The sequence below is a fragment of the Microbacterium marinilacus genome (assembly GCF_019753765.1).
Lineage (GTDB): Bacteria > Actinomycetota > Actinomycetes > Actinomycetales > Microbacteriaceae > Microbacterium > Microbacterium marinilacus.
Genome location: NZ_JAIJZW010000001.1, coordinates 158,683 through 172,651, shown reverse-complemented (window position 1 = coordinate 172,651; position 13,969 = coordinate 158,683). Strand labels below are relative to the sequence as shown.

The following is a 13,969-nucleotide window of genomic DNA, read 5'->3' as shown; positions in this document are numbered from 1 at the left end:
GCATAGCCCCAAAAGAATCGCGATTCTTTCGATAGGATCAAGGAATGACCCCCCGGGACGACCAGAAGACCGGCATCGAGCTCAAGACGCTCGGGCATCGGATCCGTCACCATCGTCTGCAGCAGGGCTTCACGCTCGACGAGCTCGGCGCGGCCGTGGGCGTGGCGGGCAGCCAGCTGAGCCTGATCGAGAACGGCAAGCGGGAGCCGAAGCTGTCGTTGCTGCAGGCCATCGCCGCCGCGACGCAGACCGCGGTCACCGACCTCATCTCGGGCGAGCCGCCGAACCGCCGCGCCGCCCTCGAGATCGAGCTCGAGCGCGCGCAGTCGAGCTCGGTGTTCCGCAGCCTCGGCATCCCGCCGGTCAAGGTCACCAAGACGCTGCCCGACGAGACGATCGAGGCGATCCTCGGCCTGCATCGCGAGCTGCAGCGGCGCGAGACCGAGGCCATCGCGACCCCGGAGGAGGCGCGGCGGGCCAACACCGAGCTGCGGCTGCGCATGCGCGGCCTGAACAACTACCTGCCTGATCTCGAGCGCCTCGCGGAGAAGCAGCTGCGCGCGGCCGGCCACACGCAGGGGGCGTTGACGCACCGCACGGTGAGCATCATGGCCGAGCAGCTCGGCTTCGAGCTGATCTACGCCGACGACCTGCCCCCGTCCACCCGGTCGATCACCGACCTCGAGAACGGCCGGATCTATCTGCCGCCCGCCTCCATCCCCGGCGGGCATGGCCTGCGGTCGATGGCGCTGCAGGCGATGGCGCACCGCTTGCTCGGTCACCAGCCTCCGACGTCGTACGCCGACTTCCTGCAGCAGCGCCTCGAGATCAACTACTACGCAGCGTGCTGCCTGATGCCCGAGGCGAACGCGGTGGCCTTCCTGCAGCAGGCGCGGAAGGACCGCAACCTCGCGGTGGAGGACTTCCGCGACGCGTTCGGCGTCACCCACGAGGCGGCGGCGATGCGGATGACCAATCTGATGACCGAGCACCTCGGCATGCCGCTGCACTTCCTGCGCGTCGGCGAGGCCGGCCAGATCGAGCGCGTGTACGAGAACGACGCCCTGCCGCTGCCCGAGGACGTGACGGGGTCGGTCGAGGGGCAGATCGTGTGCCGGAAGTTCGCCGCACGCGACGCGTTCGACCAGCAGAACCGCACCACCGAGCACTACCAGTACACGGACACTCCGGCGGGCACGTTCTGGTGCTCCACCCAGACGGGGACGGCCGAGCGCGGCGCGTTCTCCATCACCGTCGGCGTGCGCTTCGACGACGCGAAGTGGTGGCGCGGGCGCGAGACCCAGAATCGCGAGACCTCGACGTGCCCCGACGAGAGCTGCTGCCGCCGGGCACCGTCCGAGCAGTCGGCGCGCTGGAAGGGACGCGCCTGGCCGAGCGCGCGCGTCCACACCCACATCTTCGCGCCGCTCCCCCGCGGGGCGTTCCCCGGGGTCGACGACACCGCCGTCTACGAGTTCCTGGACCGCCACGTCGGCGCCTGACCCGGCGCCCGACGACCGCGATCAGGCGACGGTGCGCTCCGCGGCCTCCACCACGTTGGTCATCAGCAGCGCCACCGTCATCGGACCGACACCGCCCGGGTTCGGCGACAGCCAGCCGGCGACCCCGGCGACGTCCGGGTGCACGTCGCCGTAGACCTTCGACTTGCCCGTCTCCGGGTCGTCCTCGCGCGTCACGCCCACGTCGAGCACAGCGGCGCCGGGCTTGACGTCCTCCGCCTTGACGAGGTGCTTCACGCCGGCGCCCGCGACGATGACGTCCGCCTCGCGGAGGTACGGCCCCATATCGGGCGTGCCCGTGTGCACCTGCGTCACGGTCGCGTTGACGTCCTTGCGCGTGAGCAGCAGCCCCATCGGCCGCCCGATGGTCACGCCCCGGCCGACGACGACGACGTGCTTGCCCGCCAGGTCGTAGCCGTTGCGGGTCAGCAGCTCGATGACGCCGCGGGGCGTGCACGGCAGCGGGGTGGAGATGGGGTGGTTGACGTTGAGCACGAGGCGTCCGAGGTTGGTCGGGTGCAGGCCGTCGGCGTCCTTCGCGGGATCGATGCGCTCGAGCACCGCGTCCGTGTCGAGGTGCTTCGGCAGCGGCAGCTGCACGATGTAGCCGTGGCACGTCGGGTCGGCGTTGAGCTCGTCGATCAGCGCCTCGACCTGCTCCTGCGTGGCGTCGGCGGGCAGCTCGCGCTGGATCGAGTTCATCCCGATCGCCTCCGACTGCCGGTGCTTCATCCCGACGTACAGCTGGGAGGCGGGGTCGGCGCCGACCAGCACCGTCGCGATGCCCGGCGTCACGCCCTTCTCCTTCAGCGCGGCGACGCGCTGCGCCAGCTCCTCCTTGATGGCCTTCGCCGTGGCGACGCCGTCCAGCTTCTGGGCTACCTGACTCTCCGTGGGCATGCCGAGACCTTACTCGCCGAGGCCCGGGTAGAGGGGGAAGCTTTCCGCCAGACGGGCCACGCGCTCGCGCAGGGCGGGCACGTCCGCGCCCGGCTGCAGCGCCAGCGCGATGACGTCGGCCACCTCGGTGAACTCGGCGTCGCCGAACCCGCGGGTCGCGAGGGCGGGCGTGCCGATCCGCAGGCCGGACGTGGTCATCGGCGGGCGCGGGTCGTTCGGGACCGAGTTGCGGTTCACGGTGATGCGGATCTCGTGCAGCAGGTCCTCGGCCTGCTTGCCGTCGATCGCGGCGTCGCGCAGGTCGACCAGCACGAGGTGCACATCGGTGCCGCCCGAGCGCACCGCGATGCCGGCGTCGGCGACGTCCTGCCGGGAGAGGCGCTCGGCGAGGATGCGGGCGCCGCGCAGCGTGCGCTCCTGGCGGTCCTTGAAGGCGTCCGTGGCGGCGAGCTTGAACGCCGTGGCCTTGGCCGCGATGACGTGCATGAGCGGGCCGCCCTGCTGACCGGGGAACACGGCGGAGTTGATCTTCTTCGCGATCTCCGCGTCGTTGCTCAGGATGAAGCCGGAGCGAGGACCGCCGATGGTCTTGTGGACGGTCGACGACACGACGTGCGCGTGGGGAACCGGGCTCGGGTGCAGGCCGGCGGCGACCAGGCCCGCGAAGTGCGCCATGTCGACCCACAGCAGCGCACCGACCTCGTCGGCGATCTCGCGGAACGCCGCGAAGTCGAGCTGACGGGGGTAGGCCGACCAGCCGGCGATGATCACCTTCGGCTTGTGCTCGTGCGCGAGGCGGCGCACCTCGTCCATGTCCACGAGCGACGTCTCGGCGTCGACCCCGTAGGCGACGATGTCGTAGAGGCGGCCCGAGAAGTTGATCTTCATGCCGTGCGTCAGGTGGCCGCCATGGTCGAGCGACAGACCCAGGATGGTGTCGCCGGGGCGGGCGATCGCGTGCAGCACGGCGGCGTTGGCGGATGCGCCCGAGTGGGGCTGGACGTTCGCGAACGCGGCGCCGAACAGCGCCTTGGCGCGCTCGATCGCGAGCTCCTCCGCGACGTCGACGACCTCGCAGCCGCCGTAGTAGCGACGGCCCGGGTAGCCCTCCGCGTACTTGTTGGTGAGCACCGAGCCCTGCGACTCCAGCACGGAGACGGGAACGAAGTTCTCGGACGCGATCATCTCGAGGAAGCCGCGCTGGCGGTCCAGCTCGCGCTGCAGCACCTCCGCGATCTCGGGGTCGACCTCGGCGAGAGGGGCGTTGAACAGCGGATCGGTCATGCGATCTCCAGACGACGTGCGGGAAGGACTCTTCGCATCGGCCCAGGCGTGCGGTCGTATGCCGTCTCGGTCGCTTCCCGGTGGTACACCACCTCAACGCCAGTCGCGACAGATCGAGTCTACGGGATGTGCTTAGGTCGTCGCATGGCCGCGATCCTCCATTCCGCCCGCGTCGTGTCCGACGGGACGGAGACGCCCGACGCCTGGCTGCGCCTGGCCGACGGTCGGATCGCGGACCGCGGCACCGGACGCGGCTGGGAGGCCGCCGCCGCACCGGGCGACGACGTCCTCGACGCGCGGGAGGTCGCCGGCGAAGGCGCCGTGGTGACGCCGGGCTTCGTCGACATCCACACGCACGGCGCCGGCGGCGGCGCCCACGACGCCGGCCTGGACGGCATCGTCGCCGCACGGGCGGTGCATCGCGCCCACGGCACCACCCGCGCCGTCGTCTCGCTCGTCACCGCGGGCGTCGAGGAGCTCGCTCACCGCGTCTCCGAGATCGCCTCCCTCACCGCGCAGGACCCGGAGATCCTCGGCTCGCATCTCGAGGGCCCGTTCCTCGACCCCGGGCATCACGGCGCGCACGACACGACGCTGCTGCGGGAGCCCGCGCCGGCCGTCGTCGAGCGGCTGCTGCGGGCGGGGCGCCTCGACGGGCGACCGACCGTTCGCCAGATCACCCTGGCACCCGAGCTGCGCGGCGGTCTCGACGCGATCAGGACGGCGGTGCGACTCGGCACCGCGGCGGCGATCGGGCACACGGCCGCCGACGCGCGCCGGACGGAGGAGGCGATCCTCGCGGGAGCGACGATCCTGACGCACGCGTTCAACGCCATGCCCGGCATCCACCACCGCGAGCCGGGGCCGATCCCCGTCGCGGCCCGCAGCCCGCGCGTCACCCTCGAGCTGATCGCCGACGGCGTGCACGTGCACGACGACGTGGTGCGGCTGGCGTTCGCCGCGGCACCGGGGCGCGTCGCCCTGATCACCGACGCGATGGCCGCCACCGGCATGGGCGACGGCGCGTACCGGCTGGGCGCGCTCGACGTCGACGTCGTCGGCGGCGTCGCGCGGGTGCGCGGCACCGACACGATCGCGGGCTCCACGCTGACGCAGGACGCGGCGCTGCGCCGCGCGGTCGGCGCAGGCGTCCCGCTCCCGACGGCGGTGGACGCGCTGACCCGTGTGCCGGCGCGCGCGATCGGCGAGCGCGGCATCGGCTCGCTCGCCGTGGGCTCCGTCGCCGACGCCGTGCTGCTCGACGCGGCGCTCGCGGCGGTGCGCGGGGTGTGGGTCGCGGGCCGTCCGATCTGATCACGCGGAGAAGCACGGGACAGGGACGAAGCGGCGGCGTCTCCGGTCGTCGCGCGACGGTGACGGTCGTGGAGAGAAGAGACGGGGCTCGAGAGCCCTCCCCCGAGAATCTCTCGAGCCCCTGCGCGGAGCGACGTTCGTCCTCCTGCGCGATCCGTCCACGAGCCCCCCGGCAGCGCGGAGCGGAAGTCATCGCTCTCACCCATGAGACGCAGGCGACCCCGATCCGTTACGCGACTTCGACGAAAAAGTCCGCGCGCTGGGCGCAGGACGTGCGGCGCCACAGAATCGCCCCCGAAATCACCCTCGTCAGTGGCGCAAAACGCCCGTGAGGATGGACAATGGGAGGGTGTGCCGGGAGGGCGCGGCTTCGCCCCGACCACGCGGCCGCGCATCGCCGGCCCGCCGGCCCGGCGAAATCCGTCCGACTCCGATCGAAGCGACATGACCACCGAAGAGATCCCCGACGCCCCTGAGGCGGCGCCCGACACCGACCTGGTGCTGCGGTCGCGCTCGGGCGATGCCGACGCGTTCGGCGAGCTCTGGCGGCGTCATTACCGGTCCGGTGTCGTGGTCGCGCGCTCCGTCACGTCGAGCATCGACGCCGATGACCTGGTGCAGGAGGCGTACACCCGGATCTTCCAGGCCATCCGCCGCGGCGGCGGCCCCACGGGTGCCTTCCGCGCCTACCTGTTCACGGCGATCCGCAACACGGCCGCCGGTTGGGGAAGGGCCCGCTCCGAGACGGCGATCGACGAGCTGGAGACGATCGAGGACCCGGAGACGACGGACGAGGCCACCATGGCCGCGCTCGATCGCAGCCTCACGCACAACGCGTTCCGCAGCCTGCCGTCGCGCTGGCAGGAGGTGCTCTGGTACACCGAGATCGAGCAGCTGACCCCGGCTCAGATCGCGCCGCTGCTCAGCATGAAGCCGGCCGCGGTGTCGCAGCTCTCGTTCCGGGCGCGTGAGGGCCTGCGCGAGGCCTGGATCCAGGCCCACCTGAACTCGCTGGAGGACGGCTCGGAGTGCCAGTGGGCGATCGAGCACCTCGGCGCCCACACACGAGGCAACCTGGGCGCCCGAAACCAGAACCGGCTCGACACCCACCTCGCCGACTGCCCCCGCTGCACGATCGTCGCCGGCGAGGCGCAGGAGGTCGGCAGCAGGCTGGCGCTCGTGCTGCTGCCGCTCACGATCGGCGTGGGGGCCACGGCCTCCTACCTGGCCGCGCTGCAGCGCGACGACGCCGCCGCTGTGGCGCTCGCCGCCATGCCTTCGCATGTGGTGGAGGGCGCGGTCGTCGCCGGCGGCGGGCTCGCCGCGGGCGCGTCCGGTGGCGACGGGGGCGGGTCGGGAGCCGGTGGCGCCTCGACCTCCGGGTCGGCGTGGACCGTCGGCGGCCTGGTGGCCGCAGGGGCCGCGGCGCTCGCGGTGGCGGCCACGGTGGTGGCCTTCGCCCTCTCGCCCGGGCTCGGCGGCGCGGGAGACCCCGCGGCAGGCGCCGACGCCTCGGACTCGCCGTCGGCCGAGGTCGACGCCTCGCCCGAGCTGGTGGACAAGACCAGTGAGACGGAGGCGGCGACCCCGAGCCCGAGCCCGTCGCCCACGAACGAGCCGACGACCGAGCCCGGCACCGCTGCACCGCCGACCATCGAGACTCCCGCCCCCGAGCCGTCGCAGCCGGAGGCGGAGCCGACGACCGAGCCCGAGCCCGAGCCGACCCCCGTCGAGGAGCCCGCGGAGCCCGCGCCCCTGGCGCTGGACTCGGCGCGGTCGGGCGACTCGGGCGACGTGGTGCTCGACATCTCGGGAGAGCCCGGGAGCACCGTCCAGGCGTTCGCGCTGACCGACGCGACCTCCGGGTCGGGCGGTGACGGCTCCACGTCCGCCGGCGTGCCGCTCGCGGTCGCGATGGCGGCGCAGTCGGCCCTCGCCGAGACCACCCTGGACGACTCCGGATCGGGCGTCCTCAGCTTCCCGCTGACGCTCGAGCAGGTGCGCGCCGACGTGACCATCGAGATCGTCTACGTCGACTCCGACGCCGGGTCCACCTCCCACCGTCTGAGCGAGTTCGGCGACCTGGTCGACCAGCTCCTCGCGGTGCTCGCGCCGTCCCCCGAGCCGACCGAGCCGGTGGAGACGCCGACCCCCACGCCGACGCAGACCGAGACGCCCGCTCCGACCGAGACGCCCGTCGCCACGGAGACGCCGACGCCGGAGCCCACCACGCCGAGCCCGACCCCGTCCGCCACGGAGGAGCCGGAGGAGCCGACGACTCCCGGGGTCACCGCGGCCTGCGGCTACGCATGGATCGGCGGCGGCATCACGTGCACGATCCTCTCCGACAGCACCTGGGGCGACGCCTACATCGAGGTGCCGGACAGCGAGCCGCGCTTCCTGACGAGGATCGTGCCGGGGGTTCCGATCCAGGTGGACTTCTCCGGCGACACCGACCCGGCGTCCGCGCTCTACGTCACGACCAGCGGCGGCGTGGTCATCCCGCTGGGAACGCTCGGCGATCTCCTCCCCGCGCAGTGAGCGCTGCCATGCCGCGCGCCGACTGGGCGCGCGCCGACGCGGTCGCGCCCGACGGTACGCCGATCGCCTACTGGACGTCGGGTGAGGGGGATCCGCTTCTCCTGATCGCGGGGCAGGCGGTCGATCACACGTCGTGGTGCGTCGCCGCCGAGCTGCTGCAGCCGGGTCGCCGCCTCATCACGTTCGACCACCGCGGCATCGGCGAGAGCGGGCTCGGGGCGCCCGGGCGCTACGACACCAGGCTGTTCGCCGAGGACGTCGTCGCCGTGCTCGACCATGCCGGTGTCGAGCGTGCCGACGTCATCGGCCATTCGCTCGGCGGGCGCGTGGCGCAGTGGCTCGCCGCCGACGCCCCGACCCGCGTTCGACGGCTCGTCCTGGCCTCCACGTCGGCGGGCGACGCGCACGGTGCTTCCCGCTCGCCCGCGGCGGACGTGGCGTTGCGCTCCGGTCAGCCGTCGCGGATCGCTGAGGTGTTCTTCACGCGCGACCCGGCATGGTTCGCGCATCTGCTGGCGATCGGCGGCGATCCGAACGCCCGGGGGCGCCACTTCCGCGCCAGCCGTCGGCACGACAGCCTGGCGGAGCTGCACCGCATCGTGGCGCCCACCCTGATCCTGCACGGCGCGGCGGACGAGATCGCGCCGGTCGACCATGCCCGGCTGCTGCATGACCGGATCGCCGATGCGGAGCTGGCGATCCTGCCCGGCGCCCGGCACGGCATCGTGCTCGAGGGCGGGCACGGCGCGCTGCTCGCCGACAGGTTCCTGCGCGGTCTGCCCGCCTAGCCGGGCGCGCTCGGCCACCGTCGGCTCGTCCCCGTCGTCTGCACGACTCGAGGAGATCTGCGCAGGTGCGGCGCGACCACGGCGGATCCGTCCGAGAACGCGCAGAGCTCCGCCCCCGATGCATCCGGACGGCCGTCAGCGACGGCGGCCGTTGCCGAAGACTCCGCGGATCACGCCGTTGATCAGCGTCTGAGTGCTGCGGGAGCCGAGCACGCGCTCGAGCGTCGACTTCTCGGCCTTCGACGACGTGCGGGTGCGCGCGCCGGACGTCTTGCGGATCAACCGGTCGTACTCCTGCTGGGCCTTCTTCTCCGCGGCTGCGCTCGCCTTCTCGATCTCGGCCTTCTGCCGGGCGAGCTCGGCGTCCGTCTCGGCGCGCCGCTGCGCCTCTTCTGCGGCGTTCATCTTGGCGGTGAGGATCTCGTAGGCGGACTCCCGGTCGACCCGGTCTCCGTACTTCGCCAGCAGGGGCGAGGCCGCCACCGCCTCGTCGATCCGCTCGTCGGGCGTCGGCTCCATCAGCCCTTGGGGAGCGCGCACGCGCGTCCACGCGACAGGCGTAGGGGCGCCCTTCTCGCTCATGACGGTGACGATCGCCTCGCCCGTGCCGAGCTCCTGCAGCACGCGCTCGAGGTCGTAGCCCGACGTGGGGTAGGTGCCCACCGTCGCTCGCAGGGCCTTCGCGTCGTCCGGCGTGAACGCGCGCAGCTGGTGCTGCACGCGCGAGCCGAGCTGTGCGAGCACGTCCGGGTGCACGTCCTTGGGGGTCTGCGTCACGAAGAACACGCCCACGCCCTTCGAGCGGACGAGGCGCACCGTCTGGGTGATGGCCGCCACGAAGTCCTTGGAGGCGTTCGCGAACAGCAGGTGCGCCTCGTCGAAGAAGAACACCAGCTTCGGCTTGTCGGTGTCGCCGACCTCGGGAAGGACCTCGAACAGCTCGGCCAACAGGTACATCAGGAAGGTCGAGAACAGCTCGGGCCGGCTGGCGACGCCCGGCACCTCGAGCAGGGAGACGACGCCACGGCCGTCCGCGGCCGTGCGCAGGAGCTCCGACACGTCGAACTCGGGCTCTCCGAAGAACACGTCCGCGCCGCCGTCGGCGAAGGTGATCAGCTCCCTCAGGATCACGCCGGCGGTCGCGCTGGAGAGGCCGCCGAGCTGCTTGAGCTCTCCCTTGCCCTCGTCGCCCGTGAGGTACGAGAGCACCGACCGCAGGTCTTCGAGGTCGACGAGCGGCAGGCCGTTCCTGTCGGCGTAGTGGAACACCAGCGCGAGGCTCGACTCCTGCGTGCTGTTCAGGCCGAGCACCTTCGACAGCAGCAGCGGGCCGAAGCCGGTGACGGTGGCCCGCACGGGAACGCCCTTGCCGATGCCGCCCAGCGCGAGGTACTCGACCGCCGAGGCTTCGGGAGACCAGTCCTGGCCGATGCCGCGCGTGCGCTCCAGCAGCCTGTCGCTCGGCACACCGGGGGTCGCCATGCCCGACAGGTCTCCCTTGATGTCGGCGGCGAACACCGGCACGCCCTTCGCGGCGAGCTGCTCGGCCAGTCCCTGCAGGGTGCGCGTCTTCCCCGTGCCCGTGGCGCCCGCGACGAGGCCGTGGCGGTTGAGCATCGCGAGCGGGATGCGGATCTGCGCCTCCGGCACCGGCTCGCCGTTGACCAGCGCGCCGATGTCGAGCGTCTCGGCTTCGAACGCGTAGCCGTCGGCGATCGCCCGCACCGCCTCCGGTTCGAGGGGGCCGCGGGCGGCCGCCGACTCCGGGACCGCCACCCCCGTGGGCTCGGCGTCCCCGTCCGCCGGACCGGCGACGACGGCCGGGGCGGAGGCGCGGACGTCGTCCTCCGGCGCCTGCGCAGCCGCCGCCTGCGCCGCGGCGAGGCGGGCCCTCGCCTCGGCGACGCGCAGCGCCGCCTGCGCGGCGTCCGCCTCCGCCTGCAGGCGGGCGAGCTCGGCCTCGGCGGCCACGACGGCGGGATCCTTCTCGTCGGTCATGCCGCCAGCCTATGGCGCGGGCGTCACGCGACGGGAGGCGGCGATCCGCCGGTTCCCCGCCCCGGCCTCCGCGCGACCACGGGCTCGGGTGAGAGAAGCGCCGCGGCCAACAGGGCGACGCCGGCCCCGAGCAGCGCACCGCCCGCGATGTCGGTCAGCCAGTGCGCCGACACGTACGTGCGGGCGAACGCCATCACGACCGCCCAGCAGCCCGCGAGAACCGCGACCCAGGCGCGCGGCACCAGCAGCCAGGCCACCACGCCGAGCGTCGCGGCGTGTGCGACGTGCCCCGAGGGGAACGACCCGAAGTCGACCGTCACCAGGATGTCCTCGGGTCGTGCCCGTCCCAGCACGTTCTTGAGCACCTGCACCAGCAGAGCGCTCGCCAGCGCCGCGAGCGCGACGTAGCCCGCGGGCCGCCAGCGCCGCAGTGCGAGCAGCAGCGCCACCGCCACGATCGGCACCGCCGTCGCGACCAGCCCGCCGCCCACGAAGTCCATGAACAGCGCCAGCTGCAGCACCGGTCCTGGCGTCCTCGTCGCCAGCGCCTCGCTCCACCAGACGTCCAGCGCGGTCGGGCTCTCGCCGGACAGGCGCAGGGCGGCTCCCAGCACGACGCCGGCGAGCAGCAGCGCCCCGCCCCACCGGGCCAGAGCGCCGCGGGCGCGTGTGCGGGATCCGTTCACGGGAGCCGCCTCAGGGGTTCAGCCGCTCGACGGTCCGCGGCCGCACGACGAGCCACAGGGCGAGCACGCCGACGATGGCACAGCCCACCATCACGGACGCCATCGTCGTGCCCGTGATGCCCGCGGAGCCGCCGATCCATCCGACGAGGGGCGAGATGACGCCGGCGACGCCGTTGTTCGACGCGCCGAGCAGGGACGCCGCCGTGCCGGCCGCCTTGCCGTGCCGGTCCAGGGCCAGCACCTGCGCGCAGGGGAAGGTGAAGCCGCAGGTGGTCATGAAGACGAACAGCGGGACGACGGTGCCCCACAGCCCGAGCCCGAGCTGATCGCAGATCACGATGGCGGCGCCCGAGACGACGAGCATCGCCGTCGCGCCGGCGAGCACCCACTGTGGTCCGAAGCGCGCCGCGAGGCGGGCGGCCACCTGGTTGCCGATCACGAGGCCGACCGAGTTCACCGCGAACAGCAGGCCGTACTGCAGAGCGTCGAAGCCGTAGGTCGTCTGGAACAGGAAGGGGGACGCCGTCAGATACGAGAACAGCCCCGAGAACGTCATGCCGCCGATGATGAGCACGCCGACGTACACCCGGTCGGACAGCACGGAGCGGTAGCGCTGCCAGACCGTGCTGGTGCCCCGCTCGTGCCGCCGCTCGCGCGGCAGCGTCTCCGGCACCAGGAAGATCGCGCACGCGAGCATCACCACGCCGTAGGCGGCGAGCACGAAGAAGATGCCCTCCCAGGGCATCACCCCGAGCAGCGCCGACCCCACGAGGGGCGCGATCACCGGAGCGAGCCCGGTGACGAGCGCCAGGCGCGACAGCATCACCACGAGCCGCTGACCGCCGAACAGATCGCGGACGATCGCCATGGCGACCACGGCTCCTGCGGCGGCCCCGAAGCCCATCGCGACGCGCGCGATCCCGAGCAGCAGGAGGTCGGGCGCGATCGCCGCGGCCAGGCTGGCGAGGATGTGCGCGCCCGTCGCGATCAGCAGAGGCACCCGTCTGCCGACCGTGTCGCTCAGCGGGCCGACCACGAGCTGACCGAGCGCGAAGCCGATCATCGTGCCGGTCAGCGTGAGCTGGACCGCCGCCGACGTCGTGTCGAACGCGTCCTCGATCAGCGGGAAGGCCGGCAGGTACAGGTCCACCGTGAACGGCCCGAGGGCCGTCAGCGCGCCGAGCAGCAGCACGTAGACGAAACGACGCGACGCGGAGATCGCGTCGCCCGGGTGCAGCACGATCGGCGCGGTCGCGGGGTCGGACCCGAGCGTCCTGATCGCGCCCGTCGCGGGCGGGATCGGGATGGATGCCGTGAACGGCAGGGAGATGGAATCGGTGCGCGGGTTGCGGGCGTCAGGCACGGGGCTCTCTCGTCGTGGGCGGAACCACTCATGCTATCGCGCGGCGAACCGCGCGACCCGCTGACCCCGGACCCAGATCATAGGGTTCTCGGAGGCTCCGCACGCCTGGAATCTCCATGCCGCCGCATAGGATCTTGCTGTGTCCTCCCCCAAGCGTTCCGGCAATCCCGCCAAGCAGGCCCAGATCGACCTGACCGTCAAGCAGCAGCGCGATGCGAAACGGCAGGAGAAGCTCGCCGAGTACCAGCGGCAGCTGAAGAAGCGCCAGCGCGGCAAGCTCGTCTGGTGGGTGGTCGGCGGGGTCGCGGTCGTCGCGATCGCGGCCGTGATCATCGCGTCCTACGTCTTCGCGCCGAAGTCGGCGTCGTACACCGCCGGCAGCGAGGGGGTCGAGATCGAGGGCGTCGAGACGTTCGAGTTCGCCTCCGACCACGTCGAGGGCACGGTCGACTACGAGCAGACCCCGCCCGCGGGAGGCCCGCACAACAGCGCCTGGCTGAGCTGCGGCATCTACACCGAGCCCCAGCCGAACGAGAACGCGGTGCACTCGCTCGAGCACGGCGCCGTGTGGATCACCTACGACCCCGAGCTCATCACGGGTGAGGACCTCGACGCGCTGCGCGCGCTGGCCCCCCGCACCTACGCGATCGTGTCGCCCTATGAGGGGCTCGACACCCCCATCGCGGTGAGCGCATGGGAGCACCAGCTCAAGGTCGACACGGTGGACGACCCCCGCATCGCGCAGTTCTTCGAGGAGTACTGGCAGGGCGGCACCGCGCCGGAGCTCGGCGCCTCCTGCACCGGCATCGAAGGCCCCGGCAAGATCTGATGCCCTCGATGCGCACGGCCCGGCCGAGCGAGCGGGAACGATGACCGAGGCCTCGTCCACCGCTCCGGAGCCCGACGACCTGGAGACCCCCGCTCGCCGGGCGCCGTGGGCGCTAATCGCCCTGGCGGTCGTGGTCGCCGCCGCGTTGGCGTTCGCGATCGGCCGCTTCTCGACCTTCGGCTCCCAGCCCGGCGGCCCGAACGCCGCCGACATCGGCTTCGCGCGCGACATGCAGGTGCACCACGCGCAGGCCGTCGAGATGGCCATGATCGAGTACCGCTCCACCGAAGACGAGGAGCTGCGGCTCATCGCCTACGACATCGCGACGGCGCAGGCGCAGCAGTCCGGCCAGATGTTCGACTGGCTCGTCCAGTGGGGCGTGCCGCAGGCCGGCAGCGACGCGCTGATGGCCTGGATGTCCGAGGACGAGGGCCACGAGCACGGCGGCACCACCGCGGACGAGGCGACGGACGACGAGCTGCGGGCGGCGATGGGCATGGCGTCGGACGACGAGCTGGCCCGGCTGCGGGACGCGACGGGCACCGCCCAGGACTGTCTCTTCACCGAGCTGATGATCCGCCACCACGAGGGCGCGATCGAGATGGTCGACGCCGTCCAGCGTCTCGGCAGCGATGCGAACACGGCCCGCACGGCCGCCGGCATGGCCGAGTCGCAGACCCGGGAGGTCCAGGCGTTGGAGTCGGTGAGCGCCCGCCTCGGCTGCGGCTGACCCCTCCGCGTACATC

11 protein-coding genes and 1 riboswitch are annotated in these 13,969 nt (G+C 72.6%); of the genes, 6 read left to right on the top strand and 5 right to left on the bottom strand.

The genetic code is table 11. The features are described from left to right. Window positions 1-44 precede the first annotated feature (44 nt). Window positions 45-1,502: an XRE family transcriptional regulator gene (locus K5S26_RS00825; RefSeq protein ID WP_221855091.1), complete on the top strand. Its 1,458-nt coding sequence runs from the start codon at window positions 45-47 to the stop codon at window positions 1,500-1,502. 21 nt (window positions 1,503-1,523) lie between these two features. On the opposite strand, the gene K5S26_RS00820 is transcribed toward K5S26_RS00825, so the two are convergent. Both K5S26_RS00820 and glyA read right to left on the bottom strand, forming a co-directional pair. Then, window positions 1,524-2,420: a bifunctional methylenetetrahydrofolate dehydrogenase/methenyltetrahydrofolate cyclohydrolase gene (locus tag K5S26_RS00820; RefSeq protein WP_221855089.1), complete on the bottom strand. Its 897-nt coding sequence runs from the start codon at window positions 2,418-2,420 to the stop codon at window positions 1,524-1,526. 9 nt (window positions 2,421-2,429) lie between these two features. Beyond that, window positions 2,430-3,704, bottom strand: a complete 1,275-nt coding sequence (gene glyA / locus K5S26_RS00815) for a serine hydroxymethyltransferase (protein WP_221855087.1) — start codon at window positions 3,702-3,704, stop codon at window positions 2,430-2,432. 33 nt (window positions 3,705-3,737) lie between these two features. Continuing rightward, a riboswitch (ZMP/ZTP riboswitch) is annotated at window positions 3,738-3,821 on the bottom strand. A gap of 27 nt (window positions 3,822-3,848) precedes the next feature. Between glyA and K5S26_RS00810 the strand changes: the two genes are divergently transcribed. The 3 genes from K5S26_RS00810 (at window position 3,849) to K5S26_RS00800 (ending at window position 8,347) form a co-directional block, all read left to right on the top strand. Then, entirely contained in the window at window positions 3,849-5,018 is a 1,170-nt protein-coding gene (locus K5S26_RS00810; protein WP_221855086.1) for an N-acetylglucosamine-6-phosphate deacetylase, read from the top strand. Window positions 5,019-5,462: 444 nt separating this feature from the next. Beyond that, entirely contained in the window at window positions 5,463-7,559 is a 2,097-nt protein-coding gene (locus tag K5S26_RS00805; protein WP_221855085.1) for a sigma-70 family RNA polymerase sigma factor, read from the top strand. Window positions 7,560-7,567: 8 nt separating this feature from the next. Next, entirely contained in the window at window positions 7,568-8,347 is a 780-nt protein-coding gene (locus tag K5S26_RS00800) for an alpha/beta fold hydrolase (RefSeq protein WP_221855083.1), read from the top strand. A 135-nt stretch (window positions 8,348-8,482) separates the two neighbouring features. Here the strand turns inward: K5S26_RS00800 and K5S26_RS00795 are convergent, their stop codons facing one another. The 3 genes from K5S26_RS00795 to K5S26_RS00785 are packed head-to-tail and all read right to left on the bottom strand — an operon-like array spanning window position 8,483 to window position 12,355. Continuing rightward, window positions 8,483-10,345, bottom strand: a complete 1,863-nt coding sequence (locus tag K5S26_RS00795) for a helicase HerA-like domain-containing protein (RefSeq protein ID WP_221855081.1) — start codon at window positions 10,343-10,345, stop codon at window positions 8,483-8,485. A gap of 23 nt (window positions 10,346-10,368) precedes the next feature. Continuing rightward, complete coding sequence (locus K5S26_RS00790; RefSeq protein WP_221855079.1) at window positions 10,369-11,031, bottom strand: phosphatase PAP2 family protein; 663 nt, start codon at window positions 11,029-11,031, stop codon at window positions 10,369-10,371. 10 nt (window positions 11,032-11,041) lie between these two features. Continuing rightward, window positions 11,042-12,355 (bottom strand): multidrug effflux MFS transporter, encoded by a 1,314-nt coding sequence (locus K5S26_RS00785; RefSeq protein ID WP_246603471.1) that lies wholly within the window; start codon window positions 12,353-12,355, stop codon window positions 11,042-11,044. Between the two features lie 178 nt (window positions 12,356-12,533). Between K5S26_RS00785 and K5S26_RS00780 the strand changes: the two genes are divergently transcribed. Both K5S26_RS00780 and K5S26_RS00775 read left to right on the top strand, forming a co-directional pair. After that, entirely contained in the window at window positions 12,534-13,223 is a 690-nt protein-coding gene (locus K5S26_RS00780; RefSeq protein WP_221855075.1) for a thioredoxin-like domain-containing protein, read from the top strand. Window positions 13,224-13,263: 40 nt separating this feature from the next. Continuing rightward, complete coding sequence (locus K5S26_RS00775) at window positions 13,264-13,953, top strand: DUF305 domain-containing protein (RefSeq protein ID WP_221855073.1); 690 nt, start codon at window positions 13,264-13,266, stop codon at window positions 13,951-13,953. The last annotated feature ends 16 nt before the right edge of the window (window positions 13,954-13,969 follow it).

Excerpts from the sequence above, each read along its gene's own strand:
- K5S26_RS00825 (WP_221855091.1), top strand. The coding sequence starts at position 45 with ATGACCCCCCGGGACGACCAGAAGACCGGCATCGAGCTCAAGACGCTC.
- K5S26_RS00820 (WP_221855089.1), bottom strand. The coding sequence starts at position 2,420 with ATGCCCACGGAGAGTCAGGTAGCCCAGAAGCTGGACGGCGTCGCCACG.
- glyA (WP_221855087.1), bottom strand. The coding sequence starts at position 3,704 with ATGACCGATCCGCTGTTCAACGCCCCTCTCGCCGAGGTCGACCCCGAG.
- K5S26_RS00810 (WP_221855086.1), top strand. The coding sequence starts at position 3,849 with ATGGCCGCGATCCTCCATTCCGCCCGCGTCGTGTCCGACGGGACGGAG.
- K5S26_RS00805 (WP_221855085.1), top strand. The coding sequence starts at position 5,463 with ATGACCACCGAAGAGATCCCCGACGCCCCTGAGGCGGCGCCCGACACC.
- K5S26_RS00800 (WP_221855083.1), top strand. The coding sequence starts at position 7,568 with ATGCCGCGCGCCGACTGGGCGCGCGCCGACGCGGTCGCGCCCGACGGT.
- K5S26_RS00795 (WP_221855081.1), bottom strand. The coding sequence starts at position 10,345 with ATGACCGACGAGAAGGATCCCGCCGTCGTGGCCGCCGAGGCCGAGCTC.
- K5S26_RS00775 (WP_221855073.1), top strand. The coding sequence starts at position 13,264 with ATGACCGAGGCCTCGTCCACCGCTCCGGAGCCCGACGACCTGGAGACC.